This is a genomic window from Caulobacter sp. SRI_008 (assembly GCF_057586355.1).
Map to the genome: position 1 here is coordinate 1 of NZ_JBYCZS010000007.1, position 26,312 is coordinate 26,312.

Consider the following 26,312-nt stretch of genomic DNA (forward strand, 5'->3'; position numbering starts at 1 on the left):
GGCGGGCCTGGGCCAGCGCGGCTCGGGATCGCGCCTGGGCCAGGTGTGGCGCCTGCGGGCCCGGCTGGCCTCGGGCTGGACCGACGAGCGTCTGGTGCGCTTCGTGGGCGCCGACGATCAGGCGGGGGCCGTGATATGGCGAAGCTTCAAGCGACAGGCGGACGACGCTGGTCGATGCGTTGGCAAGAAGGCGCAAAGCACATGAGGACTGGGCGCATGAACAAAGCGCGCGTGAATGCGGAGCGCTCTAGCGGCGAGGACGGCTACACCCTGACCGAAATGCTGGTGGTGATCGCCATCATCGGCCTGATCGCCGCGGTGTTGACCCCCAGTCTGATGGGCCAACTTGGCCGCTCGCGCGTGAAGGCCGCCGAGCTGCAGCTCGACTCCGTGGCCGCCGCGGTCGAGACCTTCCACAGCGATCTTGGCCGCTATCCGACGCAGGCCGAGGGCCTGGACGCGCTGGTCACCGCGCCGTCGGGCGAGGACGCCTGGACCGGGCCCTATGTCAGGAACGCCAAGACCCTGAAGGACCCGTGGGGCCAGGCCCTGATCTATGAGCTCGAGGACGAGGGCCAGGCCTTCGCGATCGTCAGCTACGGCGCCGACCGCAAGGAAGGCGGCTCCGGCGTCAAGCGCGACGTGCGCCGGCCGGAATGATCGCCGACTGGCCTCTCCTGGCCGTCGGTGCGGCCCTGGGTCTGGTGGCGGGCAGCTTCTGCGCCACGGTGGCCGTAAGGGCGCGCGCCGGCGCCGGCTCGGCGCTGGGCGGCCGTTCGCGCTGCGACCATTGCAGCCGGGCGCTGAGCCTGTTCGAGACCCTGCCGCTGGCGGCCTATGTCGCGCGGCGCGGCGCCTGCGGGGGCTGCGGCGGAGCGATCTCGCGCCTGCATCCGGCTGGAGAGGCCCTCGGCGCTCTGGCCGTGGTCTCCGCGCTGGCGGTCGCCCCCTGGCCCCAGGCGGTTCCGCTGGCCCTGCTGGGCCTGACCCTGCTGGCGGCGGCCCTGATCGACGCGGCGGTGCTGCGGCTGCCTGATCCCCTGAGCGTGGCGATCGCCGGCCTCGGCGCCGTTCTGGCCTGGCAGGCCGAGCGGCTGGCGGAGGGGGCGGTCTGTGCGGCGCTGGCCGGCGGCGTGCTGCTGGGCCTGCGCTGGATTCTGGCTCGCCGGAAGGGGCGACAGGCCCTGGGCCTCGGCGACGTCAAGCTGGCGGCGGCCCTGGCCCTGTGGCTGGGCGCGGCCACGCCCTGGGCTTTGGCCCTGGCCGCCGGCGCCGGCCTGATCGTCCTGCTCGTCGTGAAACCGGCCGACGGCCGCCTGGCCTTTGGTCCCTGCCTGGCGGCCGGCGCCTGGACCGTCGGCCTTCTGATGGAGGCCGGCGCATGGCCGATGTGACCCGTCTGGAAAGCGACCCGAGCGTGCGCCAGCGCGCCGCCCTGCTGGAGGGCCTGCTCGAGGCCGGCCTGGTCGACGCCTCGGCCGTGGCCCGCGCCGAACTGGTCGCCGGACGCACCGGAGCGCCGGTGGAGCAGGTGCTCAACCAGCTGGGCGCCCTGTCCGACGACGACTTGGCCCAGGCCTACGCCCAGGTGTCCGGCTGCGAGATCTGGCGGCCGGAGCGCCTGGCCCCCGTCGTCGATCTCGCCGCGCTCGGGGTGTCCGAGGAATTCCTGCGCCGGTCGCGGATCCTGCCCCTGCGCAAGGCGCGCGGCGGACTGGTCTGCGCCGCCTGCGACCCGCTCGACAACGAGGCGCTGTCGGGCCTGGTCTTCGCCACCGGCGAGGCCGTCAGCCTGTTCGTCGCGCGTCCGGCCGACTGGCGGCGGGCGATGGACGATCTGTTCGGCCAGGCCGGCCGCGCGGTGTCGGACGCGCCGGACGAGCGGCGCCTGGAGCGCGAGATCGACCAGGTCTCCGACGGCGCGATCGAAGGCGGCGGAGCCCGCCTGGTGGCCGCCGTCTTCGAGGCCGCCCTGGCCGCCGGCGCCTCGGACATCCATTTCGAGCCGCGCCGCCACGACCTCTCCGTCCGCCTACGGATCGACGGACGGATGATCGAGCACCGGGTCGTCTCGGCGGATCTCGCCGCGCCGGCCGTCTCGCGGATCAAGGTCATCGCCAACCTGAACCTGGGCGAACGGCGCCTGCCGCAGGACGGCCGCACCAGCTTCGTGGTCGGCGGCAAGGCGGTCGACGTGCGGGTGGCGACCTCGCCGACGGTGTTCGGAGAGGCGGCCGTACTGCGCATCCTCGACCGCTCGGCCATACCGCTCGACCTGTCCGCCCTGGGCCTGACCGGCCAGGTCACCCAGGCGCTGGGCAAGGCCGCCCGCACGCCCCACGGCCTGTTCCTGATCACCGGCCCGACCGGCAGCGGCAAGACCACCACCCTCTACGCCATGCTGCAGAGCTTCGCCGGCTCGGCCAAGAAGGTGCTGAGCATCGAGGATCCGGTCGAATACCACTTCGAGCACGTTTCCCAGACCCAGGTCGCCGCCCATCTGGGCCTGACCTTCGCCGCCGCCCTGCGCTCGTTCCTGCGCCAGGATCCCGACGTCATCCTGGTCGGCGAAATCCGCGATCCGGAGACGGCGGCGGTGGCGGTGCAGGCGGCCATGACCGGCCACCTGGTGCTGGCCTCGGTCCACGCCAACGACGCCCTGGCGGTGCTGCCCCGCCTGCGCGACATGGGGGTGGAGCCCTACCAACTGGCCGCCGCCTTCCGCGGCGCGGCGGCGCAGCGGCTGGTCCGGCGGCTCTGTCCGCATTGCCGCGAGGAGGTTCCGATCGACGCGGCGGGGCGGGCGATGCTGGCGGCCGCCGGGGCGGCGCCGGCCGAGCGCATGTTCCGGGCCGTCGGCTGCGGCGCTTGCAGCGGCGGCTATCGCGGTCGCCTGCCCATCGCCGAGGCCTTCATCGCCGACGAGCCGATGCTGCGGACGGTGGCCGAGGGCGGCGAGGTCGGGGCGCTGGCCGAGCACGCCCGCCGGCGCGGCCTGGCCTCGATGCTGGCCGACGGGCTCGCCAAGGCGACCGAGGGGCTGACCACCTTCGAGGAAGTGACGGCGGCGGTGCATGGCTGAGGCGGCGCGACGTTTCGACTATCTGGCGATCGACGGTCAGGGGCGCCGGGTCAAGGGCTCGGTCGAGGCCAGCGGGGAGGGGGCGGCGTTCGAGCGCCTGCGGCGCGACGGCCTGTCGCCCCTGCGCCTGAGGCCAGCGAGCAATTCTGTCGGCGGCGGCGGCAAGGCCGGCCCGGGCCGCGGCGTCGACGACCGGCGGCTGGGCGCCCTGCTGGGCAGTCTGGCCGACCTGCTGCGCGCCGGGGCCGACATCCGCTCGGCCCTGGGCATCCTCGGCGGCCCCGGCGCGCCCGCGGCCGTTCGCGACCTATGCCGCAAACTCGCCGCCCAGATCGGCGGGGGAGAGGCGCTGGAAGCGGCCTTCGCGCGCAACCTGCCGTCCCGCGACGCCTTCGTCGCCGCCTTCATCGCCGCCGGCGAGGCCTCCGGCGACCTGCCGGGCGGCCTGCAGCGGGCCAGCGACCTGATGGCCTCGCGCGACAAGCTGCGCGAGCAGCTGATCTCCACGCTGTCCTATCCGGTGTTCGTGCTGATCAGCACCGTGGCGGCGATGCTGGTCATCCTGCTGTTCGTGGTGCCGACCCTGACGCCGCTGGTCGAAACCTCCAACGGGCCGCCGCCCCTGGTGCTCGGGGCGCTGATCCAGGCCAGTGCGGGGTTGCAGGCGGCCGGGCCGTTCCTGGCGGCCGGGCTGGGCGTCGCGGCCGTGGTCCTGCTGGCGCTTGGTCGCGCGGGCCTGCTGGCCGGACCCTTCGACCGCCTGCTGATGAACGGACCGACCCGGGTTCTGGTCCGTCCGCTGGTCTATGGGCGTTTCGCGATCGGCCTGGGCGGCATGCTGGCGGCTGGCGCGCCGATGTCGGATGCTTTGCGGCTGGCGGTGCGCGGCGTGGGCTCGGCCGCGGCGCGGGAGCGCCTGGCCGGGGTGGCGCCGCTTGTGCGCCAGGGCGTGGCCTTGTCGTCGGCCCTGGAGCGTACGTCGGGTTTTCCCGCTGCCGTCGCCCGGCTGGCCGCCGTCGGTGAGGCCTCGGGCGCACTCGGGCCGATGCTGGCGCGCGGTGGGCGCCTGGAAGAGGAGGCGGCCATGCGCCGGATCGAAGCGATCGGCCGTATGGCCGGGCCGGTGCTGATCGTCCTGCTGGGCGGGATGGTCGGGCTGCTCATGGCCGGGCTGCTTTCAGGCGTCACGGAGCTTGGCGAAGCGGCATTGCGTTGAGCATGGCGTTATCCACAGATTTCAGGTTGTGTAAGCTCTGCCATGCGTTGACCTGATTTGTGCACCTTGCCAGCCTTGGTCGAGCGTCGTGATTTGTGCGACCTCAGGGGGCATTCATGGTGCGGGGCGTATGCCGGCTAGCGCTGGCAAGTGTGTTTTCCACATGTTTGGGCGCGCAGCTGGCCGTCGCTCAAACTGTAACCTACCGGTACGACGCTCTTGGCCGGGTGGTGCAGGCGATTTACGCCAACGGCGCCAACGTCACCTACGCGTATGACGCTGCGGGCAATCGAACGCAGCAGACCTCCTCGCCCCAGACGCCGGCCCCGGTTGCGGGGAATGTGTCCGCCTCAACCGCCTACAATACGGCGACCGCCATCGGCTTGGCGCCTAGCGGGGTCTATTCGAGCGTAGCGCTAGCCTCGACGCCGACGCACGGCTCTGCGTCGCTTTCGGGAAACACGGTCACCTACACGCCGGCCAACGGCTACTACGGGGCTGACAGCTTCACCTATACCGCCTCGGGCCTGGGCGGGACGAGCGCGCCCGGAACGGTGAGCATTTCGGTCGGCCTGCCGCCGGCGCCGACGGCCGGCAATGCGAGTCTGTCGCTGCTGTCGATGAGCAGCGGCCAAGTCGCCCTGGCGCCGGGCGGCGTCTGGAGCGGCGTGGCGATCAGCGGCAATCCGGGCCATGGCTCGGTCAGCCTGTCCGGAACTACGGCCACCTATACGCCCAGCGGGACCTATGTCGGCGCCGACAGCTTCACCTATGTGGCGACCGGTCCAGGCGGTACGAGCGGGCAGGGGACGGTCAGCGTCAACGTCCAGAACCGGGCGCCGACGGCGGTGAACGACACCGCCTCGACGGCCTACCAGACGGCGGTCTGGATCGAGGTCCGGGCGAATGACACCGACCCCGAAGGCCATGCCCTGACCGTGACTTCGGTGGCGGCGGGCACGGGCGGAACGCCTGCGGTCGTCTCTGGCGGTAGCGCGGTCACCTTCACGCCGGCCAACGGTTTCACGGGCGCCGCGAGCTTCCAGTACACCATCACCGACGCCTTCGGAGGCACGTCGACGGCTTCGGTGTCGGTCACCGTCGCCGCGCCGGTGTTCAGCGCCACGACCAGCGCGACCAACTGGAACCGCACTCAGTACGTTCCCAACCCGGTGGAGATCGACCCCGCGATCGTCGTCACCCCGGCCAACGGCGTGTCGCCGTACACCTACGCCTGGGAGCGGGTGTCGGGCGACACGAGCACGAGCGTATCGTCCACCACCAGCAATTCGGTGACCTGGTCCCGCACGACCGCCACCGGGCAGTTCATCTCGGTCTGGCGATGCAAGGTGACGGGCTCCAACGGCGCGGTGACCTACACCCCGAACGTCACCGTCACCATCACGCGGGAGACGTCGGGCTGACGGCCGCATCGGCGGCCAGTCGCCGCCCGCACACCGCCGCGCCCGTCGCTTCGCCAAACCTCAAGATCCGGTTCCGGCCATGACCTCTCGTCGAACGAACACCCGACTTCAAGCGCTGGCCATCGCCAGCACCGCGGCCATCGCGATGGCATTGGCGGCTAACGCCGCCCAGGCCCAGACCGGAACCCCGGCGGGGGTGCGCTTCGGCACGGGGGAGCTGCTCAGCCCTTCGGCGGCCGAGGCCTACTATGCCACGCAGCCGGCCACGGTCACCTACGCCTGGGCCAGCGGCAGGCCGCCGGAGGTCACCGAACTGGCCGCCGCGCTGGGCAACGATCCGGACCGGATCTTCGCCCTGGTTCGCAACAACATCCGCATCGTGCCGATCTACGGCATGCAGAAGGGCGCGGTGGGCGCGCTGACCGATCGGTCGGGCACGGCCTTCGACCAGGCCCAGCTGATGGTCGAGCTGCTGCGCGCCGCTGGCTATCCCTCGGCGCGCTACGTCCTGGGCGACCTGACCCTGACGGGGACGCAGCTCAACGAGTGGCTCGGCGTCAAGACCGTCAGCGCCGCCACCGCCCTGCTGGCCAACGGCGGCATTCCCGCCACGATCAGCGGATCCGGCGACGTCACCAGCGTCACGCTCGGTCACGTCCTGGTGCAGGTCGAGGTCGGTGGGGTCACCAAGACCTATGATCCTTCCTACAAGCCCAGCGACGCGGGACTGGTGATCGACGCCAAGACCGTCGCGGGTCTGTCGCGGGCGAGCTTCGTGTCGACCGCGTTGAGCGGTGCGAGCGTGCAGAGCGAGAACGGCGCGCCCTATGTCACTGGCGTCAACGTCAGCGGCCTGGAACAGGCCTTGGCAAGCGCGTCCGGAACGTTGCTGAGCCAGTTGCGCACGACCTACAAGGAGCGCGGCAGCGACGACCTGACCGGCAAGCGGCGCATCCGTTTCGCCGATGCGCCCCAGGCGGCTCCGACGACCGGAACCTTCAGCGCCCGGCAAAGCTTCACGGGCGGGATGCCCGATCGCTATCGCACGGCCCTGTCGATCGGCGCCGGATCCTGCAGCCGCAAGTTCTTCGTCGACGAGATCTACGGTCGCCGTCTGACGCTGCACAGACAGATCACGTCGACCACGGCGGTCGGCGGTATCTATGTCGACGGGATCATCAACGGCGCGAGTTGCGGCGACGGCGTCGCAAACCAGTCCTTTCAGATCGATCTGGTCGTCGATCACCCATACGCCGCGGCCAACGGCGCCTACATGGACGCCAGCGCCACCAAGTACGTCGATCGCTACGACGACGTGGTGATCGTGCATGGCTGGGGCGACACGGGAACCGAACTCCAGGGAAAGCTCGGAGGGGAGGCTAATCAGGAGCGGGACGAGAAGATCCCCGATCCAGTCGAGGAGTCGAACGTTCCCGACGGCACGGTCTTCATCCAGTCGGACGCGGGCACCACTCAGGTGTCGGTGAAGTCCAAGCTCGGCGCCAGCTGGCTGGCCCAGGCGGCGCGCACGGCGGACCTGTTGCAGACCGTCTCCGGCGTGGGCCTGCAGCACCATCACAGCGTCGGCGTGTCCTACTCGCAGGCCCACTTCTTCGTCTACGACAGCAACAAGAACCGGATCGCGGACCCTGGTGAAATGCTGGGCGAGTCGCCCAAGGACAGCGGCCTGCGCCTCGACATGGATTCGGCCTACAGCACGTCGCGGGTGACCGGCGACGCGGCCGATGAACTGGCCACCCGCCACACCCTGGCCGCGGCCCTGGCGATGCTGGAAGGCAGCGTCATGGAGCAGCAGCTCGACGCGGTCGACACCGCCTCGACCGCCCAGCGTTTGCCTTGGGGCCAGGAGAACCTGGGCGGCACGATCCGCTATCACCTGTTCCCGGCGGGCGCCTCGGCGCCGGCCGTGGCGACCTACAACGCCGGCGGAGCGGCTTCGGGCTTGGCCTGCGCCGGATCGGCCCTGACGACCCAGGGCTTCGCGGTGCTGCAGGCCAATGATCGCATGATCGGGCCCGGGCAAGCCAACCCGGTGCCCAGCGTCTGGAGCAACGTCAATCCGTGGGTTCCGCAGACCGACGCCACCATGCATCGTGGCTGCGCCTGGATCGCTTTCAAGGCCGACGGCAGCCACATCGCCCACATGGTCACGTCGCTGGATCGCGGCCTGAAGGGCGGCGGCGCCGGGGATGACGCCGAGAAGAAGGAGGGCTTCAAGCCCGAGAAGCAGGCCGACCTGCTGAAGGACCAGTACAAGGACCGGTCGTCGATCAACGGCGCGGACCTGCGCACGGGCGCCTTCACCTTCACGCCGCCGGCCGACCTGAAGATCGGCGGCGGCGAGTTCCCCTACAGCCTGGCGTTCCAGCGCACCTTCCAGGCCGGCGGACCGAAGTGCCCCGGCTGCAGCTTCGGCTGGACGCACAATTTCGATATCAAGGCGGCGGCGTCCGGCGGCGGTCTGGAAGGCATGGGTTCGACCACGCCTCTGGCTCTGGCTGGTCCCCTGACGGCGCTCGAAGGCGCCTTCGCGCTCTATCGCGACAACCCGAACGCCGCCGCCAACCAGCTGGCCGGCGCGGCGGTGATGCGGTGGATGTCTCGCCAGTTGTCCAACAACGTCGTGACGGTGACGCAGGGCGCGTCCAACGAGACCTATGTCCGCCTGGTGGACGGCAGCTACGCCGCGCCGCGCGGCTCGGCGGCGGTCCTGACCCAGACGGGGAGCCGGCGCACGACCCTGGAACCCGGCGCGCGGTCTCTGACCTGGCTTTACGACCAGGTCTCCTACGCGCGACGCAACAAGAACGGCGACGTGCTGCAGTTCAACTGGCGGGAATGGAACCCCGGCTGGATGGGCACGACCACGCCGCACTACCCGAAGGCCAAGGCCTTCGGCTTCCCGGCCACGACCTGGACCTTTCCCAAGGGCGTCACGATCACCTTCAGCTACTGCGACTCCGAGCCGATGGTCTATCTGCAGCGGGTGTCCGGCTGCCGTGACCGCCTGACCCGCGTCAGCAACAGCCTGGGCTACTATCTCGATATCGACCGCCTGACGGCGACCGCGTCGGACGGGCGCGTGTCCTCGATGCCGATCCCCTTGACCCAGCTGAACATCCAGGATTGGGAAAGCCTGGAGCCGACGACCTTCACGGCCGCCGACGGCGGCGTGTGGACGTTCGAATGGCGCCGCGCCGGGACGGGCGACCGGCCCTCGCCCTACCCCTATCTCTCCAAGGTCTATGCGCCGGACAACGCCAGCGTTCCTCAGCAGCAGATCGTCTACGACCACTTGAATCGTGCACGCGAAATCTATGATCGCCTGGGCGTGACCGGCGTCCGTCCGTCGGCGAAGATCCAGGCGGCCGGTCTGGGGCAGGGGCGATCGGTCGATGCGGCTAATGGCGTCGTCAGCATCACCTATGACGAGAAAGACCGCGTCATCCGACAGAGCGACGAGCTCAGCCGCACGACCTCCAGCACTTACGACAGCCTTGGACGCGTGGCGTCGCGCATCCTGCCCGAGGGCAACCGCGTCGAGCTGAAGTACGACGATCGCGACAACGTCATCGAGCTTCGCAATGTCGCCAAGTCGGTCAACAATCAGGCCGATCTCGTCGTGACGGCCGCCTATGACGCGACCTGGAACAAGCCGCTATGGATCCGCGACGCGCGCAACAACACCCCTTCGGACTCCGCCTACAACCTGCAGACCGACTATAGCTACAAGGCTTCGGGCGGCGGCGCGGGCGAGATCGAGACCGTGACCCAGCCGCCGGTCAACGGCGTGCGGCCGGTCTGGCGCTACGAGTACGGAACGCTGGGCCTTCTGACCAAGGTCACTGATCCGACCGGCGTGGTCACGACGACCGCCTATGACGCCAAGGGCAATCCGACCAGCTCGACCCTGGATCCCACCGGGGTGGCGGCGACCAGCTGCAAGAGCTTCGACGCCAAGGGCAACGTGATCAGCGAAACCGATCCGCGAGCGGGGGTGTGCCCGTGAGCGCGCGTGTGAGGATGACGAGCGTGAAGACGCGACGGACCATGTGGCTGGGCGCAGGCAGCGCCTTGGGTCTGGCTGCGGCGCTGTCCGCGACGGGCGCCTGGGCCCAGACGGGCAGCGACTACACCACCTACTATCAGTATGACGCCGGCCGGCGGCCGACGATGAAGATCGGTCCGGATCCCGACGGTTCGGGCGCGCTCAAGCGCCGCGCCGAAAAGACCACATACGACGCCGTGGGGCGTGTCGTGCAAATGGACGTGGGCACGGTGGACGCCGTCTCCGTCAGCTCGGGCGTAGTCAGCTACAGCAACTTCGTCGTCGGCCAATCGATGCTAATCCGTTACGACGCGGTCGGAAACAAGACCCAAGTCTATGCCTTTCCTGGAACAGCGGCTGCGAGTTTGACCCAGACCAGCTACGATGCGGTAAACCGTTCCGTCTGTACGGCGGTGCGGATGAATGGCGGTGTCTTTTCGAGCCTCTACAATGCCACCGACCGTCCGGATGCCTGCGCCATCCAAACGGAGGGCGCGGACGGCCCTGACCGATTGGCCAAGACGATCTACGACTCCGCCGGTCAGCACTTGCAAACGCTTGAGGCCGTGGGAACTAGCATTCAGCGGACTTACGCGACCTACACCTATACTTCCAATGGTATGCAGCAGACGATTGTCGACGCCAACGGCAACAAGACGACTATGGTCTATGATGGCTTCGATCGTCTGGTGCAGCGGAACTACCCGTCGACGACCCGCGGAGCGGGAACTTCGAGCACGACCGACTTCGAGCAGTACGGTTACGACCCAAACGGCAATCGGGTGGGATGGCGCAAGCGTGACGGCACAGTCACTGGTTACGGCTATGACGCTTTCAACCGGTTGGTTGCCAAGGAGGGGCCCGGTTTCGCCACCGTAAACTATCTCTATGATGGGGTCGGTAGGCCAATCTCGGCGCATTTCTACGCCACCGGCCAAGGCGTGACCTATGCCTACGACACCGCCGGCCGCCAAGCGAGCGAGACGTCTTTCGGCCGCACCGTAAGCTATGCCTACGACAAGGCCAGCAATCGGACGCGGTTGACATGGCCCGATGGCAATTACGTCGCCAACACCGTCGATGCGGCAGGCCGTCTGAAGACTGTGGCGCTCACTACCAATACACCGTTCGTCACCTATGGCTTCGACGATCTGGGACGACGAACCTCGGCGAGCAACGTCTTCAACGGCACATCAACGACCTGGGGGTTCGACGCGGGCGGCCGCCTGACGAGCCTGTCGCACGATCTGGCGGGTACGGCTCAGGACGTCGCTTTCGGCTTTGGCTATAACGCCGCGGGCCAGATGGTGGCCCAGACGGTGTCCAACAACGCCTTTGTCTGGGCCGGCAACAATGTCGGCCTGACCGCCACTGCAGACGGCCTCAATCGCGATGCGGCTATAGCCGCGATCGGCGGCGGCGACTGCGGGGCGTCGGGCAAGGGCTACGACTGCAACGGCAACCTGACCAACGACGGCGCAGGTAGGGCTTTCGCCTACGACGGCGAAAACCGGCTGACGATGATGAGCGGTCCTGCTGGTGCCAATCTCGAATACGACCCGCTAGGGCGGCTCGCCAAGACCACGATCAATGGGGTCGTCACCCAGTTTCTCTACGCTGGCGACAAGCTGGTGGCCGAGTACGACGCTTCGGGCAATGTCCTGCGTCGCTACGTGCCCAGCTATGGCGTCGACGAGGCGATCCTGTGGTGGGAGGGAGCGGGTTTCTCGGATCCTCGCAGCCTTCACGTTGACCGCCAGGGCTCGGTGATCGCCTCGGCAACCGGCACCGGCGCAGCGGTCTACACCTACGGCCCATACGGCGAGCCGGGCGACAACTGGGGGGTGGGTAGCCGCTTCCGCTACACCGGACAGATCGCCGTTCCGGAGTTAAAACTCTACAATTACAAGGCCCGGGTTTACGATCCAACCCGCGGCTGGTTCCTTCAAACCGACCCCATCGGTTACCAGGATGACCTCAACCTCTACGCCTACGTCGGTGAAGATCCGCTCAATAACACGGATCCGACGGGTAATTGTGGATCCCGTATCAACGGCGCAAGCGCGAGCAACTGCAAATCTATTGCCGTCGGTGGTTTGTCACTGTCTCCGGCCGCATCGCGAAAGCTGGGAAGTGTATCCCTAGCTGGAAAGAAAGAAAATTCAGCTGCAATTGCAGCGGGGGCTTCGGTAACCGCAGGTGGGTTGAATGTGGCCGCATCTATACCGGAAAATCTCGGAGGTAAGACCACTATTAGAAGCGATTTCAAGTGGTCCACGAAGGGGTTCCGTGGAAATCAATACGTGAAAGCAATAAAACTAACAAAATTGGGTCAGCTTGCTGCTCATGCAACGCTTGGAGTTGGGGTAGTCATCGATAGTACCCAGTTGGCTGAAGGGAATCTGAGTGCGGGTAAATTTATGGAGAACCGTTCCTTCGATGCAATGGGTGTCTTTGGAGGAGGTGGTGGCGCAGTTGTGGCTGGCGGATATTATCTTCTGGAGACGTTCTATCCAGGAGGGGCCAATAAGTTTGGTGGGGATGTAAGTCGGGCAAACGGAGAGGCTGGAGATCGCTGCGGTTGTGATATTGTCGGCAGCGTAATAGCTAATTCCCATTAGGATTTTATGATGACTTTTTCTTATCCCATATATGGAAGAATTTTTGATATAATATCTAGAATGAATATATCGCCAATATTTGAGGGTGAAAATGTTGCCGCTAGTAAGGGTGCTGCAAATTACGTAATTATTTTACATCAAATGCTATTCATAAACTTTATTATCAATTTGTATAAACGATTTTATCCTTCAAATAGTGAAATTGATGCGACGGTATACCTGCCTATCGGCATGCTGCTATTTTTATTGAACACTATATATTTTTTTAAAATTCACAAAACTACGCATAGAAATAAAATATTGGATGTGATGGTGGTCGGTGTATTCATTGTAACTCTTGTTTTGTTTTCAGTGTCTCTGTTTTACTTTCAAAGATAATGCGTTGCGGCGGTTCGACTATCTGGCGATCGACGGCGAGGGCTGCAGGGGCAAGGGCTCGGTCGATGCCAGCGGGGTGGGTCGTGGATTCCTGGAATTGTTGGAATTTTTGTCCTGATTTTCGCGTACGTGATCCGGCAGCTAGTGTCTTAATCCAGGTATGGGCGAGGGCGGTAACCTAGAGCGAGCCTAAGTCGCTAGCGCCGCAGAGTGGCCGACCGGTTGAGCTTTCTGAGAAAGCCAGCCCAAGCTGCTTTACGCAGGACTATCCCAGCGAGGTCCACGCGATTCCGATCGGAGCCAATGCAGCCTGGAAAAACCGTGGGGAAAAATGTGGGGCAGGCCTCCTGCCGTCCTCGGTATTTCTGAGGAAAAGCAATCACTTAATTGGGATTCTTGGTGGGCTGAGGCGCAGCGTACCTCTAGGTGCGCCGCATGGCGGGTAGAGCCAGGCCGAACCCCTCGCCAGAAAAATTCTTCACTGGGCGACGTGCGCCAAACGCCCCACCAAAGTGGGGCCGCAAACGGAGCCGAGCGAAAGGTGCTCTAGATTTTCGAGAAAATACAAAGGGTTCTAAAGGGTAGTGGCGGTGAGAGAGGGATTCGAACCCTCGATAGAGTTTCCCCTATACACGCGTTCCAGGCGTGCGCCTTCAACCACTCGGCCACCTCACCAGCGCACTTCGAGTCGGGGGTGGTTGAGACCCCCGGCGCGGGAAGGGGCGCAATATACTCAGGCAGCGACTCGTAGCAAGCGCCGTTACGGGGTGAAAACGGGTCTGCGACGACTTATATCGGGCCTTAAGAAACTCCCGCCTCCGAAAGGCCCCGTCCCATGCTGTTCAAGAAGCTCCTCGAGATGCCGACCGTCGACACCGCCCTGCCGGGTCGCGAGGCCGCCATCCCGACCGCCGACGTCCATTTCATCAACGGCCACCCGCTGAAGGGTCCCTATCCGGACGGTCTGGAGACGGCGGTGTTCGCCATGGGCTGCTTCTGGGGCGTCGAGCGGGTGTTCTGGCAGGTCCCGGGCGTCTACGTCACCGCCGCCGGCTACGCCGCGGGCATCACGCCCAACCCGACCTACGAAGAGGTCTGCTCGGGCCGCACCGGGCACACCGAGGTGGTGCTGGTGGTGTTCGACCCCAAGGCCGTCACCTACGAGACCCTGCTGAAGACTTTCTGGGAAAACCACGACCCCACCCAGGGCATGCGCCAGGGCGGCGACATCGGCACCCAGTACCGCTCGGGGATCTATCCGACCAACGACGCCCAGGCCGCCGCGGCCGTGGCGTCGAAGGAAGCCTACCAGCAAGCCCTGTCGGCCAAGGGCCTGGGCGCGATCACCACCGAGATCGCCGCCGCCGGTCCGTTCTACTTCGCCGAGGACTATCACCAGCAGTACCTGGCCAAGAACCCGGGCGGCTATTGCGGCATCGGCGGCACCGGCGTGACCTGCCCGATCGGCGTGGGCGTCGAGGCCTGATGAGCCCGGAGGCCTTCCATGCGGCGGCCATGGCGCTGCCCGCGGCGACCATGACCGTCCAGTGGGGCGACGACCAAGTCTACAAGGTCGGCGGCAAGATGTTCGCCGTCATCGGGACCGGCGTCACCCACGGCGGCGGCGCGTCGTTCAAGGTCTCGGACGTCGCCTACGAGGTGCTGACCGAGACGGGGCGGGCGATCGCCGCGCCGTACCTGGCCCGGGCCAAGTGGGTGAAGCTGGAGGATTTGGCGTCGTTCGACGACGCCGAGGTCGCCGACTGGCTGCAGACGGCCCACGCGCTGATCGCGGCCAAGCTGACGAAGAAGGTCCGGGCGGAGCTGGGGCTTTAGCCGCTTCGCGGCCCCCCTCAGTCGCTCCGCGACAGCTCCCCCAGAGGGGGAGCATTTCGCGGCGTAGATCCTCCCCCTCTGGGGGAGGTGGCCCGAAGGGCCGGAGGGGGTCCTCCCCGGACTAAATCCGGTCCTCCGGCGGATCGCCCGCCAGGCCGCGCATGTGCGGGCCATGCACCACCGGCTGGCGCTCGAGGATCTGGCGCACCTTGCGCACCGCCACCGAGGCGCGGCTGCGGCGCTGGCGCCAGACCAGCAGCACCAGGGCCCCGAGGCTGGCGGCCAGGAAGGCGTAAGGGCCCAGCAGCCAGGCCGCCGCCGCCAGGGCGAAGTAGTAGCCGCGCACCCCGGCGTTGAAGGCCGACAGGGCCGGGTTGAGGATGCCGCCGGCGGCCTCGGCGTATTCGGCCAGCACGCTGGGCGGCGCCCACATCGGCGTCGCCCCGATCGCGGCCAGGCAGTAGTTCATCTGGCGCAGCGCCCAGATGAAGTCGAGCAGGCCCCGGGCCAGGGTGAACAGCACCAAGCCCAGCTTGACCTGGAACATCCAGGGCGCGGTCTTTTCCAGCACCTGCAGGCCCTCGACGCTCTTGAGCGCCGCGTCGCCGCCGAACAGCACGCCGGCCGCCGCCGCGATCAGGATCAGGTTCGACGAGGCGAAGAAGCTGGCCGAGTTGATGGCGTGGCCCAGAAGCTGGCCGTCCAGCAGGGCGACCTCGCGCACCGCCATCTCGGACATCCACCGGCGGCGGATCACCGTCATGTCGGTGTTGATCAGGTTCTTGCCCTGTCCCAGTCGCCGCAGCAGCGGCTCGTAGAACAGCCAGGCGAAGACGAAGAGGCTGAGGGCCAGGATGTCGAGAATCGGCATGGGCAACGCTGTTGGGGAAACGGGAGTCTACGACAGGGGATATCGGGGCGAGCGCCGGGGTCAATCCTCGGCGATGAGACTATGTCTTGCGGTGTCACGCAGCAGGATCGAGACCACCAGGCCCACAGTCATGATCGCGGCGACATAGAGGTAGAAGCCGCTCTCGATGCGGGCGTGCTTGAAGGCCAGGGCGACCATCTCCGCCGTGCCGCCGAACAGCACGTTGGCCACGGCGTAGGGCAAAGCCACGCCAAGCGCGCGCACGTGGGCGGGGAACAGCTCGGCCTTCACCACGGCGCTGATGGCGGTGTAGGCCGACTGGAAGGTCATGCCGGCGACGATCAGGCTGAGGGCCACCGGCACGGAGTCTGTGGCGGCGATGCCGCTCATGATCGGCCAGATGGTCAGGGCTCCGCCGGCGAAGGCGGCGATCAGCATCGGCTTGCGGCCCAGCCGGTCCGACAGCCAGCCGGCCAGCGGCTGTAACAGCATGAAGACGATCATGCTGATGGCGCTGATCTCCGAGGCCTGCGCCTTGTCGAACCCGGCGGTGTTGACCAGGAACTTCTGCATGTAGGTGGTGTAGACGTAGAAGGTCAGCGAGCCGCCGGCGGTCAAACCCATGATCATCAGGGTCTCGCGCGGGTGTCGGCGCATCAGCGGCGCGATCAGGGTGGCGAAGAAGCCGACTAGGAACACGCCCGCCAGCACCTGCGGCACGAGGCCGGGCCTGGCCAGGATCCAGCCGCCGGCCGCCAGGGTAAGGCCGAAGAACAGCAGGGCGAGATTGCGCTGGGCCGCGCCGATGCGCTCGGCCGGCTTGTCGGCGGTCTTGAACGAGACGCTCTCGTCCAGGCCCCGCCGGATCCAGAACACGACGACGGCCAGGCCCGCGCCGATCACGAACGGAATGCGCCAGCCCCAGGCGGCCAGGTCCTCCTTGGCCAGGGTCCGTTGCAGCACGATCAGCACGGCCAGGGCGATCAGCTGGCCGGCGATCAGGGTCACGTAGTGGAAGCTGGACCAGAAGCCGCGATGCCGCTTGCCGGCCATCTCGCTCATATAGGTGGCGCTGGCCCCGTACTCGCCGCCGACCGACAGGCCCTGCAGCACGCGGGCGACCAGCAGCACGGCGGGCGCGAACAGGCCGATGGTCTTGAAGTCCGGCGTCAGGGCGATGATCAGCGCGCCGGCGCACATCAGCGACACCGAGACCGACAGCGCCGCGCGGCGTCCGGCCCGGTCGGCGTAGTGACCCATCAGCCAGGCGCCGACGGGGCGCGCCACGAACCCCAGGAAGAACACCGCCGCCGCCTGCAGCAGCTGAACGGTCTGGTCGCCCTTGGGGAAGAAGTGCGGCGCGAAATAGAGGGTGAAGGCGGCGTAGGCGAACCAGTCGTACCATTCGACCAGATTGCCGGCCGAGCCGCCCAGAATGGCCCGCGCGCGGGCGCCTGCCGAAAGCGATGGGGCCGAGGGGGGCGCAGGCTGGTCCTGCGGCGCGACGGCGTCGGTCATCCCTGGTTCCCCCTGTCGGCCCCCTTCCTGGGTCGGGCAGCCGTTAGGAGGACCTTAGGTCAAGACGTCGTCGCGCTCAAAGTCCCCTTTGGGGCGGGCTTTCAGCGGGAGTCGTCAGATCCTGCCGATGAGCACCAGGATGATGATGATCACCAGGGCGAGGCCGAGGCCGCCGCTGGGGAAGTAGCCCCACGAACGGCTGTGGCCCCAGGTGGGCAGGGCGCCGACCAGCGCCAGGATCAGGATGATGATGAGGATCGTGCCGAGCATTCGCGTCTCCCAGATGGCCGGGCCAGCCGCGTTCGGCGCCCTGGCTTAGGGGGAGGGAATGCCGTCCGTGCGGCGACGGTTCCGCGCCGGCTTGGACGGTCAGCCGCCGGCGGCGTCCTCGGGCTTGCGCAGGCCGTTGGCCCACAGGGCCCCGATCACCGCGCCCTTGACGCGCGGCAAAAGCAGCAGGGTCAGGCCGGCCAGCGGCAGGATGGTCAGCGGCGCGACCAGCCACGGCGAGGCCTGCCAGATGAACGGAAACAGCAGCAGCGGGGCTACGAACAGGTGGCCGATGATCAGGATCGTGAAATAGGCCGGGCCGTCGTCGGCCGGATAGGCGGCCAGGTGATGGCCGCAGACCTCGCAGTCGAACTCGACCTTCAGATAGCGCGAATAGAGCCGCCCCTCGCCGCAGTTGGGGCAACGGTGGCGGACGCCTCGCTTCATTCCGGTCAGGACGCTGGGGACGGGTCGGTCGGTCATGGCGTCCATATGGCTCCGGCGCCGCTTTGTGCAAATAGCACTTTCGGTCGCATGTGCGCTTTGGAAGCAGATATTGCGCCCCTGAATGGGCGACTACCGAAAGAATTCATCCTCCGCGTTCATCGCGCGCGAATGAACTGTTCGGCAGGGTTAATGAAACGCCGCTTCCGGTTAAGCTTGATATGACGAACGAGGTCGCCGGAGTTTACTTGCCGTGACAATGGCAAAACTGGCGCGTCATTGCGGCCAGTATGTGGCGCGCGTCGCTCGAGGCGACGCGCGCCGGATCTGCTGCTGTGAGCGGAGCCTAGTGCTTGGCGTCGCTGGCGGCGCCGGTGACGGCGCGGCCGGCGGCCGAGACGTCGCGGCCGACGCCTTCGACGGTGTTGCAGGCCGAGACCAGCAGGGCGGCCGCGGCGGCGGCCAGGACGACGAACTTGCGCATGGAAAATCTCATGGTGGAAAAAGGCGCGCGGAGCTTAGCCGCCCCGCGCGCCGCTTCAAGGTCGAGTTTACGACGGAAGGATCAGCGGATACGGCGGATCGAGCTGACGCGGTCGTTCATCTCGCCCGAGAACAGGCTGATGTCCGACGAGATCCGCCAGCAGCGGCCGCGATAGTTGATGTCGTCGCACAGCTCCCATTCGCCGCGGCCGACCCGGATGGCCGAGGCGCGGTCGTTGAAGCCGAAGGCGCCGAGGTCGGCGATGTCGCCGTCGACGTTGACGGCGCGGCCGCGATAGCCGGCGTCCTCGAACAGCACGGCTTGGCCGCGTCCGCCGCCCGGGCCGCCCGGACCACCGGAGCCGCCGAAGCACACCAGGCGGCCGTTCTGGTTGGTCATGTCGCCACGGCATTCGGCGCTGGCGCTGGTCCAGTTCCAGCGGCCGCGATCGTCGCGGCACTGGGCGGTGAGCTCGCGGCCGCGAACCGAGGCGTCGCGGCAGCTTTCCAGGTACGAGCCGCGCGGCAGGGTTCCGGGGCGGCCGCTGCCCGACAGGCAGGTCAGGCGGCCGTTCTGGTTGGTCATGTCGCCGCGACAGTCGGCGCTGGCGGTGCTCCACACCCACTGGCCGCGATTGTCGCGGCATTGGGCGCTGATCTCGCCGCGACGCAGCTGCACGTCGCGGCAGCTGTCCTGATAGGAGCCGCGCGGCGTGTCGGGGCGGCCGTAGCCGCGGTCCTGGGCGGCGGCCGGGGCGGCCACGGCGGCGAGGGCGCCGGCGGCGGCGATGAGGGCGAGGGCGGCGCGCATGGCGAAGTCTCCCGGTTCTGGCGGCCTTTCGCCGCCCGCTGTTCATTGAGGCCAAGCTAGCCGCAACCGCCGTGAACGCCACCTGAATGGCGCCCATCCTGGGGTTTCATGTCCGAAAATTCACGTAACCGCGCCCGTGCGCGGCGCCTTGAGAAGGTCGCGCTTGATCGCCATTGTCGAGGTCATGCGCGCGCTCCTTCCCGCCCTTCCGATCCTGGCCCCGCTCCTGGCCGTCGTCGCCTTCTCGGGGACCGCTCTCGCCCAGTCGGCCCAGCGGCCCGAGCCGACGCCGGTCTCGCCGGTGACGGTGATGCCGCCGACCCTGCCGCCGAAGGTGACCGCCACCTGGCCGGCGGCCGGCGAGGCCGTGGCCCCGGGCGTCCTGGTGCTGAAGGTCGCCTTCGACCAGAAGATGACGCCGCTGGCCTGGAACTACGCCGATGCGGCGGGCGGTGAGCGGCCCGAATGCGTGCGCGCCCCGCGCCTGCTCAACGACGGCAAGACCTTCGTGCTGCTGTGCCGCACCAAGCCCGGCAAGAGCTATGCGATCAGCTTCAACGCCGTGCGCGAGGGCGGTTTCGCCAACGAGGCCGAGAACCCGGCCCTGACCGCCCAACTGGCCTTCACCACCAATACCGCCACCTCGGTCTACACCCTGAAGACGGCGATGAAGGCGGCCGGGCTGAAGGACGACGAGGCCCCGATCCAGGAAGCGCCGCCGGTCACGCCCGCCGCGCCTTGAGGCGCGGCTAAGGTTTCCATGAGGCGCGCCCTGAGGCGCGGCTAAGGTTCCTCATGAGGCGCGCCGTAGGTCGAAGCTAGGGTTTTTCCTAGGAGCTGATCACGCGCTGTTTCGGAACCGTTACAAACGAGCTTGCGTTGGTTGATCGGGCAGGGGCCCTCCGACGGAGCGTAAATATGAAGACCAAGTTCGCCTATCTCGCCGCCGCCGCGACCCTTTCGATGGCCGGCGCCGCTTATGCGCAGAGCACCGCGCAGGACACCAACACCACGGCTCCGGCCGATCCGGCCGCCGCCGCGCAGCCGCCGTCCTCGACGACCAGCACCACCTCGACCACCACCACGACCACGCCTCCGGCTGACACCTCGGCCGCCGCCGGCGCCGACGCGGCCGGCACCCCGTCCTCGGCCACCGTCTCGGGCGACTTCAAGGTCGGCTCCGAGATCAAGGATCCGTCCGGCGCCGTGGTCGGCACGATCAGCGACACCGCGACCGGCGCCGACGGTTCGGCCAATGTCGTGGTCAGCAGCGGCGAGAAGAAGTTCGCCCTGCCCAAGGCCAGCCTGAGCGCCGGCGCCGACGGCAGCATCAGCACCACGGCCACCAAGGCCCAGATCGATGCGGCCCTGGCCGGCGCGGCCGCGCCCAAGTAACGGGGCCGAAGTAACAGCGTCCCTTCTTCCGAACACGCACGAGGCCCGCCCGGCATTGCCGAGCGGGCCTCACGCTGCTAGCGATGCAGCGTAAACTTAGGCGGTCTCCGCCAGTCCGCTGATATGAGGTGCGTCGGATGGCTCCGGCCAGGAAATCCAAGGGGCGCGGTTCGAGCGCGCTGTTCTGGGATCTGTTGACCTTCGACCGACTGGTGACGGGGCCGGTCATCCACCTGATCTACTGGGCTGGCCTGGGCGTCGTGGCCCTGTTCGCCTTTTCCGTCGTCGGCGCGGCCGTGGGCCTGGCGCTGAAGGAACGCGGCGTCGCCTCGCTGCTGCTGGCCTTCCCGGTGCTGATCGCCGGCCTGCTGGTCGCCGCCGGCATGGTGCTGCTGTGGCGCGCCTTCTGCGAGTTCTACGTCGCCGTCTTCCGCATCAGCGAAGACCTGCGCGCCCTGCGCCAGGCCAACGACGCCGACCACGCCGTGGCCACCAGCGTGCGTGGTCCGGGCGCCTGAGGTCTGGGACCGCGCCTCGCGTGAAGTCGCGAGGCCATTTCCAACCGTAAGATCCCCGCGAAGGCGGGGACCCAAGCTGATTTCCAGAATCTGGCGCGGTCTAAGGGGCCTTCTCCGACGCCGCGTGGATCCCCGCCTGCGCGGGGATGCTCGGAGAAAATAGGCCTGTGTATCGGCCTGCGGACGCCTAAGCCCTTCTGAACGCCTCCACCAGCGCCGCCGCGCCGGCCTTCGCCCGCCCCGCGTCGTCGAACGGCGCGGGGGCGTCGGAGGCGTTTTCCTTTTTCAGCCAGGAATCGCCGTCGCGCAGGCCCCACAAGGTGAAGGCGAAGCGCTGGCGGGCGGGCAGGGCCATGAAGGCCTCGGCGGCCTCGCCGTAGGTGCGGGCCTGGCGATGTTCCAGGTCGGCGCGCGACAGGAACTTGTTCTGGGCGCGGACCAGCGAGACGTCCAATTCCGAAAGGTGGATCGGCAGGCCGAGACTCGCCAGGTCCTTCATCATGGTGGTGATCTCGCCGGGCCGGATGTCGGCGGCGACGTGCATCTGGGTCCCGATGCCGGTCAGCGGCGCGCCGGAGGCCAGCAGGCGCTCGGCCAGCTTCAGGAACGTCGCCCGCTTCCTCGGCATGTATTCGAGATTGTAGTCGTTGAGCAGCAGGACAGCGCCGGGATCGGCCTCGCGGGCGGTGCGATAGGCCAGGGCGATATGCTCGAAGTCGCCCAGGCGCTTGGACCACAGGCTCGTGCGCCAGCCGTCGCCATCCTCCGCGACGGCCTCGTTGACCACGTCCCAGCCCACCACCTTGCCGCGATAGCGCCCGGCCACGGCCAGGATGTAGTTGCGATAGGCCTGCTCGAAGCTGACCCGGTTCTCGTCCAGCCGCTCGAAGGCCTCCGGCGCCTGGGCGTACCAGACCAGGGTGTGACCCAGCAGCGCCATGCCGCTCTCGGCGGCGAAGGCGGCGATTTTGTCGGGGGCGTCGAAGCGGAACGAGCCGTCCGGCTGGACGATGTATTCCATCTTCATCTGCCACTCGGGCGTCAGCTGGCTGACCTGGCGGCGCAGCAGGTCTGCGAGCGCCGGGTCATCGAGGTGCAGGGCCTGCACCGACGAGCCGATCCGGAACGGGGCGACGCTCTTCAGCTGCGGCAGGTTGGCCGGAACCGGCTGGCCCTGCGCCGTCTGCCCGCAGGCGGCCAGCGCCAGGCTGGAGCCGAGCACGGCGCGGCGTGAGACGTCGGACATGGAACCCTCGCGGCGATCTGTCGCGAGAGAAGCACGGGGAGTTTGCGGAAGGGTGAAGGCCGCCTGCGGCGGCCCCCTCAGTCGGCTTCGCCGACAGCTCCCCCAGAGGGGGAGCATCTTGTGGCGCGGCGCCTTTAGATCCTCCCCCTCTGGGGGAGGTGGCCCAGAGGGCCGGAGGGGGTCAGCGCCCGCCCATCGCCGCGCGGCGCAGGCCCAGCTCGTCCAGCGCGGCCATTTCCATCTTGCCGACCTTCTTGGCCAGGGCGGCCTTGGCGGCGTCGGCGACGTGCTCGTATTTCTTGAGGTTCTCGAAGGCCACCGACAGCGCGTCTCGGGCGCCGGTTTCCTCGATCTTGATCTGGTCGATTTCCAGCATCGCCTCGGCGCGGCGCACCTGCACGCCCTTGCGATAGCCGATCATGTACCAGCCGGCCGACGCATCGCCCTCGGCGCGCTTGATCTCGGCCTCGGCCTCGGCGTCCATCATCACCACCCGCATCTCGGCGGCTTCGCGACGGTCGACCACCTCGGAGAGGCGCTTCTGCAGCGTCTCGACCTCGTGGTTCGAGATGCGGATCAGGGAGGCGGCCCACTTGGTCATGTCGGGTTACTCGGTACGAAGCGTCTAAGCGGCGCTTTGGAGAATCTGGCCGAGGAAGTTGAACGAATCGTCAAGACTCGTGGCTTCGTCGGGGTTCTGGCTGAGAAAAGCCTCGACTGCGGGATTGAGCTGGATGGCGCGGTCGACCGTCGGGTCGGCGCCGGCGCGGTAGGCCCCGATCTTGATCAGCTCTTCCATGTTGGAATAGGCCGACAGCACCTGGCGGGCGGATTTGACGATGTCACGCTCGTGCGGCAGCTGGCAGCCCGGCATGGTCCGGCTGATCGACTTCAGCACGTTGATGGCCGGGAAGCGGCCGCGCTCGGCGATCGAGCGCTCCATGACGATGTGGCCGTCGAGAATGCCTCGGGCGGCGTCGGCGATCGGCTCGTTGTGGTCGTCGCCGTCCACCAGCACTGTGAACAGGGCGGTGATCGGGGCGGCGGTGGTGCCGTCGGCGCGGATCGGGCCGGGGCCGGCGCGCTCGAGCAGCTTGGGCAGTTCGGTGAAGACGGTGGGCGTATAGCCCTTGGTGGTCGGCGGTTCGCCAGCGGCCAGGCCGATCTCGCGCTGGGCCATGGCGAAGCGGGTCACCGAGTCCATCAGGCAGAGGACCTCTTGGTCCTGGTCGCGCAGGAATTCGGCGACGGCCAGGGTCATGTAGGCGGCCTGACGGCGGGTCAGGGCCGGCTCGTCCGAGGTGGCGACCACGACGATGGCGCGGCGCAGGCCTTCCTCGCCGAGGGTCTCCTCGATGAACTCGCGCACCTCGCGGCCCCGTTCGCCGATCAGGCCGACGACGACGGCGTCGCAGGTGGCCTCTTTCGCCAGCATCGACAGCAGCACCGACTTGCCGACGCCCGAACCGGCGAAGATACCCAGGCGCTGGCCGCGGCAGGTGGTGGTGAAGACGTTCATCGAGCGCACGCCCAGGTCCAGGCGCTCGCCCACCCGGCCGCGGGCGTGGGCCGGCGGCGGTGGGGTCTTCAGGGGATAGGGCACTTCGCCTTGCGGGAGGGGGCCGAGCCCGTCGATCGGCTCGCCGAAGGCGTTGATGATGCGGCCGAGCCACGCCTTGGTCGGGCGCACCACGGCGCCTTCCGGCATGATCTTGATCTCGGCGCCGGGGGCCACGCCCTCTACGGGGCCGAAGGGCATCAGCAGGGCGCGGGTTTCGCGGAAGCCGACGACCTCGGCCGGCAGGGTCGGCAGGTTCAGGCGCTCGATCTCGACGCGCGCGCCGACGGCCAGACGGGTCAGCCCGCCCCGGGCCTCGATCAGCAGACCGTTCACGGCCGCGACGCGCCCGAAGATGGTCAGGGGATCAAGACGTTCGACGGCGGCGATGAGACTGCGCAAGACGGCTCCTGGAAGCGACCCGCGCAGACTCGGCCATCATGGTTAATCGCACATGAAATTCAGCGTTCTCCGACGCCCAGTTGGGTGGCGAAGAATGTCGCAACCCGGGCGTTGAAATCGGCGTGGAAAGCGGCCCGATCGAAGCTCGGAGCGCTTGCGCACAAGGGGCTGGGCAGGCGTTGGGCCGCCTGCGGACCGCAGGGGACCAGAAAGTCGAAATGTCGCGCCCCTGCGACGACGCGGTAATCGTGGGCGCGGGGCAGGGCGCGGTGCACGGCCTCGGCGTAGTCCGGATCGGGCAGGATCTCGTCGTCGCCGGCCTTCCACAGCTGAACCGGCTGGGTCACGCCCTTCAGGCCCTGGCGGCCGAAGGTGAAGCCCAGCGCTGGGGCGGCCGAGACCACGGCCCTGATCCGCGCGTCGTGGGTCCAGGTCGGCGACAGGGTGCTGGCCGGCAGCGGCTTTCCGGCGCTCAGGCGGCAGTCGTAGTTGGTGGGATGCTTGAGGCAGTGTCCGGGGAAGGTCGCCGCCAGGCGCGGCTCGCCGCCGGCCGCCGCCAGCACCGTGAACCCGCCCGACGAGAAGCCGAAGGCCCCGACCTTCGCGGCGTCGATCTGGGCGTGCATCGGCGAGGCGTCCAGCATGTAGCCGATGAGGACGGACAGCTGGCGCGGGCGCTCGGTCATTTCCAGGGCGCGGCTCTGGTCGCGGTAGTTGTCGCCGGTGTGGGTCAGGGCGGCGACCACGAAGCCCTTCTTCACCAGGGCGGCGGCGGTGTCGTAGTGGCCGCCGAACCAGCCGCCATTGCCGTGCGACATGACGACCAGCGGCAGGCGCTCGCCGGCTGCCGGCGCGCCCTTGGCGACGGACAGGCTCTCCATGCCGCCGATCGGGCCGGTCTCGGGGGCGTCGGTCGGGTACCAGATGCCGACCTCGATTAGCGCGCCCTGCGGATCGGGCGCCTCGACGCGCATGAAGCCGACATGAGGCTCGGCGGCGTGGGCCGCGCCGGCGACGGCCAGGGCGGCGAGCAAAGGGAGAAGGCGAAGAGGCGACATGGAAGGCTCCGGTTGGCGATGACCCTCCGATGCGGCCCCGGCCCTTGCGCCGCCACGCCTCATGCGTGAACGGGCGAACGGGTTCGCGAAGCGGCGAACGGCGCTATAGATCGGGCATGACCGGCCCGCGCCCCCTGCTCGGAACCGCCCGCGAATGGGCGATCGACCTTTCCGTCGCCACGGCGATGGGGGCGTTCCTGGGCATGGTCGGGCCCTTCGGCAGCTACTTCAACGGCCCCTTCCTCGTGCGCGCGATCTATTGGATCGGCTGTTTCTGGGCCGGGACCCTGATCTTCGGCCTGCTGATCCGGCTGGCCGCCGTGGCCGCCGAGCGGGCGAGGATCCCGGCCCCGATCCTGGTGGCCGCGGCGATCCTGGTCGGCAGCGCCCTGCAGGCGGCGGTGGTCGCGCCGGCGGCGACCGGGCTGTGGCCGTTCCTGAGCAAGCTGTCGCCGCTGGACTGGTATGGCCAGTGCTTGGCCTTCTCCGGGCCGCTGGCCGTGGGTTTCACGATCCTGCGGGCCAGGCTCGCCGCCCAGCGCGCCGCCGCCGCGCCGCTGGTCGTCGACGGGCCAATTGCGCCGCCGCCGCCCGCGCCCCTCGCCGCCGCCACGGTGCTCTATCTGAAGATGGAGGATCACTATGTTCGGGTGCGCACCGAGACCGGCTCGCGACTCGAGGTCGGGCCCATGGCGCGGGTGCTGGCGAATCTCTCCGGGCTCGACGGCCTTCAGGTGCATCGCTCGTGGTGGGTGGCCCGGCGGGCGGTGGTCGGGGTCGAGCGCGACGGCCGAAATCTGCGTCTGAGGCTGGCCGATGGCGAGGCCGCGCCCATCGCGCGGGCCTCAGTGGCCCGTCTGCGCGCCGCCGGCTGGCTGGCCGAGGAAGACGCCGCCGCGACCGGGTGACGCGGATCGCCCCTGGCCACGCTTGGCCGCGCACGCACGAGGCGAAAAAACATCCCCGGAATTCTCGCGACAGAACGCCGCAATCTCGCCGCAAGTAAGAACGTGAGCTTGCACCCTGTTAACGCGGCCGTAGTGCGCGAGGCCCTGTTAACCCTTGGGTTTGCTGCATTTTCATAGGTCTAAAGCAGCGCTTGAAATGGGGCT

General features: G+C 68.0%; 24 protein-coding genes and 1 tRNA gene. 14 read left to right on the top strand and 11 right to left on the bottom strand.

The genetic code is table 11. The annotated features are described in order from the left end of the window. From AC2YHT_RS07845 to AC2YHT_RS07880, 8 genes are all read left to right on the top strand, one after another. Positions 1–205, top strand: a 205-nt coding sequence (locus AC2YHT_RS07845; RefSeq protein WP_487289024.1) for a hypothetical protein, incomplete at its 5' end; no start/stop codon positions are given. Between the two features lie 11 nt (positions 206–216). After that, positions 217–660: a type II secretion system major pseudopilin GspG gene (gspG, locus tag AC2YHT_RS07850; protein WP_487289025.1), complete on the top strand. Its 444-nt coding sequence runs from the start codon at positions 217–219 to the stop codon at positions 658–660. Then, positions 657–1,394 (top strand): prepilin peptidase, encoded by a 738-nt coding sequence (locus tag AC2YHT_RS07855; protein WP_487289027.1) that lies wholly within the window; start codon positions 657–659, stop codon positions 1,392–1,394. Before gspG ends, AC2YHT_RS07855 begins: the two co-directional genes overlap by 4 nt. Next, positions 1,382–3,082, top strand: a complete 1,701-nt coding sequence (locus AC2YHT_RS07860; RefSeq protein WP_487289028.1) for a GspE/PulE family protein — start codon at positions 1,382–1,384, stop codon at positions 3,080–3,082. The genes AC2YHT_RS07855 and AC2YHT_RS07860 overlap by 13 nt, the downstream gene beginning before the upstream one ends. After that, positions 3,075–4,298, top strand: a complete 1,224-nt coding sequence (locus AC2YHT_RS07865; protein ID WP_487289029.1) for a type II secretion system F family protein — start codon at positions 3,075–3,077, stop codon at positions 4,296–4,298. Before AC2YHT_RS07860 ends, AC2YHT_RS07865 begins: the two co-directional genes overlap by 8 nt. A 116-nt stretch (positions 4,299–4,414) precedes the next feature. Next, positions 4,415–5,722 carry an Ig-like domain-containing protein gene (locus AC2YHT_RS07870; protein WP_487289030.1) on the top strand — a complete coding sequence of 436 codons (1,308 nt, stop codon included), beginning with the start codon at positions 4,415–4,417 and terminating at the stop codon, positions 5,720–5,722. A 79-nt stretch (positions 5,723–5,801) separates the two neighbouring features. After that, on the top strand, positions 5,802–9,752 hold the full coding sequence (locus AC2YHT_RS07875) for a transglutaminase domain-containing protein (RefSeq protein ID WP_487289031.1): 3,951 nt from the start codon (positions 5,802–5,804) through the stop codon (positions 9,750–9,752). Between the two features lie 23 nt (positions 9,753–9,775). Next, on the top strand, positions 9,776–12,412 hold the full coding sequence (locus AC2YHT_RS07880) for an RHS repeat-associated core domain-containing protein (protein ID WP_487289032.1): 2,637 nt from the start codon (positions 9,776–9,778) through the stop codon (positions 12,410–12,412). Between the two features lie 963 nt (positions 12,413–13,375). Here the strand turns inward: AC2YHT_RS07880 and AC2YHT_RS07885 are convergent. Beyond that, positions 13,376–13,465 (bottom strand) — tRNA-Ser (locus AC2YHT_RS07885). 160 nt (positions 13,466–13,625) lie between these two features. On the opposite strand from AC2YHT_RS07885, the gene msrA reads away from it, so the two are divergent. After that, positions 13,626–14,276, top strand: coding sequence for a peptide-methionine (S)-S-oxide reductase MsrA (msrA, locus tag AC2YHT_RS07890; RefSeq protein ID WP_110118494.1), 651 nt, complete (start codon positions 13,626–13,628; stop codon positions 14,274–14,276). Continuing rightward, positions 14,276–14,626 (top strand): MmcQ/YjbR family DNA-binding protein, encoded by a 351-nt coding sequence (locus AC2YHT_RS07895; protein WP_487289033.1) that lies wholly within the window; start codon positions 14,276–14,278, stop codon positions 14,624–14,626. The genes msrA and AC2YHT_RS07895 overlap by 1 nt, the downstream gene beginning before the upstream one ends. A 121-nt stretch (positions 14,627–14,747) precedes the next feature. Here the strand turns inward: AC2YHT_RS07895 and AC2YHT_RS07900 are convergent, their stop codons facing one another. The 6 genes from AC2YHT_RS07900 to AC2YHT_RS07925 all read right to left on the bottom strand — a co-directional run bounded on the left by AC2YHT_RS07900 (position 14,748) and on the right by AC2YHT_RS07925 (position 19,023). Continuing rightward, on the bottom strand, positions 14,748–15,497 hold the full coding sequence (locus tag AC2YHT_RS07900; protein ID WP_487289034.1) for a DUF599 domain-containing protein: 750 nt from the start codon (positions 15,495–15,497) through the stop codon (positions 14,748–14,750). 60 nt (positions 15,498–15,557) lie between these two features. After that, a complete protein-coding gene (locus AC2YHT_RS07905) occupies positions 15,558–17,015 on the bottom strand; it encodes an MFS transporter (RefSeq protein WP_487289035.1) in 1,458 nt (485 codons plus the stop codon). Between the two features lie 114 nt (positions 17,016–17,129). Then, positions 17,130–17,285: a DUF3309 family protein gene (locus AC2YHT_RS07910; protein ID WP_487289037.1), complete on the bottom strand. Its 156-nt coding sequence runs from the start codon at positions 17,283–17,285 to the stop codon at positions 17,130–17,132. A gap of 99 nt (positions 17,286–17,384) precedes the next feature. Then, complete coding sequence (locus tag AC2YHT_RS07915; protein WP_110118488.1) at positions 17,385–17,777, bottom strand: DUF983 domain-containing protein; 393 nt, start codon at positions 17,775–17,777, stop codon at positions 17,385–17,387. A 298-nt stretch (positions 17,778–18,075) separates the two neighbouring features. After that, a complete protein-coding gene (locus AC2YHT_RS07920) occupies positions 18,076–18,213 on the bottom strand; it encodes an entericidin A/B family lipoprotein (RefSeq protein WP_487289039.1) in 138 nt (45 codons plus the stop codon). A gap of 81 nt (positions 18,214–18,294) precedes the next feature. Further along, entirely contained in the window at positions 18,295–19,023 is a 729-nt protein-coding gene (locus AC2YHT_RS07925) for a beta/gamma crystallin-related protein (protein ID WP_487289041.1), read from the bottom strand. A 163-nt stretch (positions 19,024–19,186) separates the two neighbouring features. Here AC2YHT_RS07925 and AC2YHT_RS07930 point away from each other — a divergent pair, with 163 nt between their 5' ends. The 3 genes from AC2YHT_RS07930 to AC2YHT_RS07940 all read left to right on the top strand — a co-directional run bounded on the left by AC2YHT_RS07930 (position 19,187) and on the right by AC2YHT_RS07940 (position 20,936). Beyond that, complete coding sequence (locus AC2YHT_RS07930) at positions 19,187–19,765, top strand: hypothetical protein (protein WP_487289042.1); 579 nt, start codon at positions 19,187–19,189, stop codon at positions 19,763–19,765. Between the two features lie 176 nt (positions 19,766–19,941). Beyond that, positions 19,942–20,418, top strand: coding sequence for a hypothetical protein (locus tag AC2YHT_RS07935; RefSeq protein WP_487289044.1), 477 nt, complete (start codon positions 19,942–19,944; stop codon positions 20,416–20,418). Between the two features lie 137 nt (positions 20,419–20,555). Beyond that, complete coding sequence (locus tag AC2YHT_RS07940) at positions 20,556–20,936, top strand: DUF4282 domain-containing protein (RefSeq protein WP_110118484.1); 381 nt, start codon at positions 20,556–20,558, stop codon at positions 20,934–20,936. Between the two features lie 187 nt (positions 20,937–21,123). Here the strand turns inward: AC2YHT_RS07940 and AC2YHT_RS07945 are convergent, their stop codons facing one another. The 4 genes from AC2YHT_RS07945 to AC2YHT_RS07960 all read right to left on the bottom strand — a co-directional run bounded on the left by AC2YHT_RS07945 (position 21,124) and on the right by AC2YHT_RS07960 (position 25,200). Further along, on the bottom strand, positions 21,124–22,182 hold the full coding sequence (locus AC2YHT_RS07945) for an endo-1,4-beta-xylanase (protein ID WP_487289045.1): 1,059 nt from the start codon (positions 22,180–22,182) through the stop codon (positions 21,124–21,126). A gap of 181 nt (positions 22,183–22,363) precedes the next feature. Beyond that, entirely contained in the window at positions 22,364–22,783 is a 420-nt protein-coding gene (locus AC2YHT_RS07950) for a flagellar export protein FliJ (protein ID WP_487289046.1), read from the bottom strand. 24 nt (positions 22,784–22,807) lie between these two features. Further along, positions 22,808–24,142 carry a flagellar protein export ATPase FliI gene (gene fliI / locus AC2YHT_RS07955; RefSeq protein ID WP_487289047.1) on the bottom strand — a complete coding sequence of 445 codons (1,335 nt, stop codon included), beginning with the start codon at positions 24,140–24,142 and terminating at the stop codon, positions 22,808–22,810. A 59-nt stretch (positions 24,143–24,201) separates the two neighbouring features. Next, positions 24,202–25,200, bottom strand: coding sequence for an alpha/beta hydrolase family protein (locus tag AC2YHT_RS07960; protein ID WP_487289048.1), 999 nt, complete (start codon positions 25,198–25,200; stop codon positions 24,202–24,204). A gap of 116 nt (positions 25,201–25,316) precedes the next feature. Between AC2YHT_RS07960 and AC2YHT_RS07965 the strand changes: the two genes are divergently transcribed. Beyond that, the gene (locus AC2YHT_RS07965; RefSeq protein ID WP_487289050.1) at positions 25,317–26,108 is read left to right on the top strand and encodes a LytTR family DNA-binding domain-containing protein; all 792 of its coding nucleotides are present in this window, start codon (positions 25,317–25,319) and stop codon (positions 26,106–26,108) included. Positions 26,109–26,312 lie beyond the last annotated feature (204 nt).

Bases quoted from the DNA above. Each gene is read 5' to 3' on its own strand.
- AC2YHT_RS07855 (WP_487289027.1), top strand. From the start codon at position 657: ATGATCGCCGACTGGCCTCTCCTGGCCGTCGGTGCGGCCCTGGGTCTG.
- AC2YHT_RS07865 (WP_487289029.1), top strand. From the start codon at position 3,075: ATGGCTGAGGCGGCGCGACGTTTCGACTATCTGGCGATCGACGGTCAG.
- AC2YHT_RS07925 (WP_487289041.1), bottom strand. From the start codon at position 19,023: ATGCGCGCCGCCCTCGCCCTCATCGCCGCCGCCGGCGCCCTCGCCGCC.
- AC2YHT_RS07900 (WP_487289034.1), bottom strand. From the start codon at position 15,497: ATGCCGATTCTCGACATCCTGGCCCTCAGCCTCTTCGTCTTCGCCTGG.
- AC2YHT_RS07960 (WP_487289048.1), bottom strand. From the start codon at position 25,200: ATGTCGCCTCTTCGCCTTCTCCCTTTGCTCGCCGCCCTGGCCGTCGCC.
- AC2YHT_RS07875 (WP_487289031.1), top strand. From the start codon at position 5,802: ATGACCTCTCGTCGAACGAACACCCGACTTCAAGCGCTGGCCATCGCC.
- AC2YHT_RS07860 (WP_487289028.1), top strand. From the start codon at position 1,382: ATGGCCGATGTGACCCGTCTGGAAAGCGACCCGAGCGTGCGCCAGCGC.
- AC2YHT_RS07935 (WP_487289044.1), top strand. From the start codon at position 19,942: ATGAAGACCAAGTTCGCCTATCTCGCCGCCGCCGCGACCCTTTCGATG.
- AC2YHT_RS07965 (WP_487289050.1), top strand. From the start codon at position 25,317: ATGACCGGCCCGCGCCCCCTGCTCGGAACCGCCCGCGAATGGGCGATC.
- gspG (WP_487289025.1), top strand. From the start codon at position 217: ATGAACAAAGCGCGCGTGAATGCGGAGCGCTCTAGCGGCGAGGACGGC.
- AC2YHT_RS07920 (WP_487289039.1), bottom strand. From the start codon at position 18,213: ATGCGCAAGTTCGTCGTCCTGGCCGCCGCCGCGGCCGCCCTGCTGGTC.
- AC2YHT_RS07940 (WP_110118484.1), top strand. From the start codon at position 20,556: ATGGCTCCGGCCAGGAAATCCAAGGGGCGCGGTTCGAGCGCGCTGTTC.
- AC2YHT_RS07870 (WP_487289030.1), top strand. From the start codon at position 4,415: ATGGTGCGGGGCGTATGCCGGCTAGCGCTGGCAAGTGTGTTTTCCACA.
- AC2YHT_RS07905 (WP_487289035.1), bottom strand. From the start codon at position 17,015: ATGACCGACGCCGTCGCGCCGCAGGACCAGCCTGCGCCCCCCTCGGCC.
- AC2YHT_RS07910 (WP_487289037.1), bottom strand. From the start codon at position 17,285: ATGCTCGGCACGATCCTCATCATCATCCTGATCCTGGCGCTGGTCGGC.
- msrA (WP_110118494.1), top strand. From the start codon at position 13,626: ATGCTGTTCAAGAAGCTCCTCGAGATGCCGACCGTCGACACCGCCCTG.
- AC2YHT_RS07895 (WP_487289033.1), top strand. From the start codon at position 14,276: ATGAGCCCGGAGGCCTTCCATGCGGCGGCCATGGCGCTGCCCGCGGCG.
- AC2YHT_RS07945 (WP_487289045.1), bottom strand. From the start codon at position 22,182: ATGTCCGACGTCTCACGCCGCGCCGTGCTCGGCTCCAGCCTGGCGCTG.
- AC2YHT_RS07915 (WP_110118488.1), bottom strand. From the start codon at position 17,777: ATGGACGCCATGACCGACCGACCCGTCCCCAGCGTCCTGACCGGAATG.
- AC2YHT_RS07950 (WP_487289046.1), bottom strand. From the start codon at position 22,783: ATGACCAAGTGGGCCGCCTCCCTGATCCGCATCTCGAACCACGAGGTC.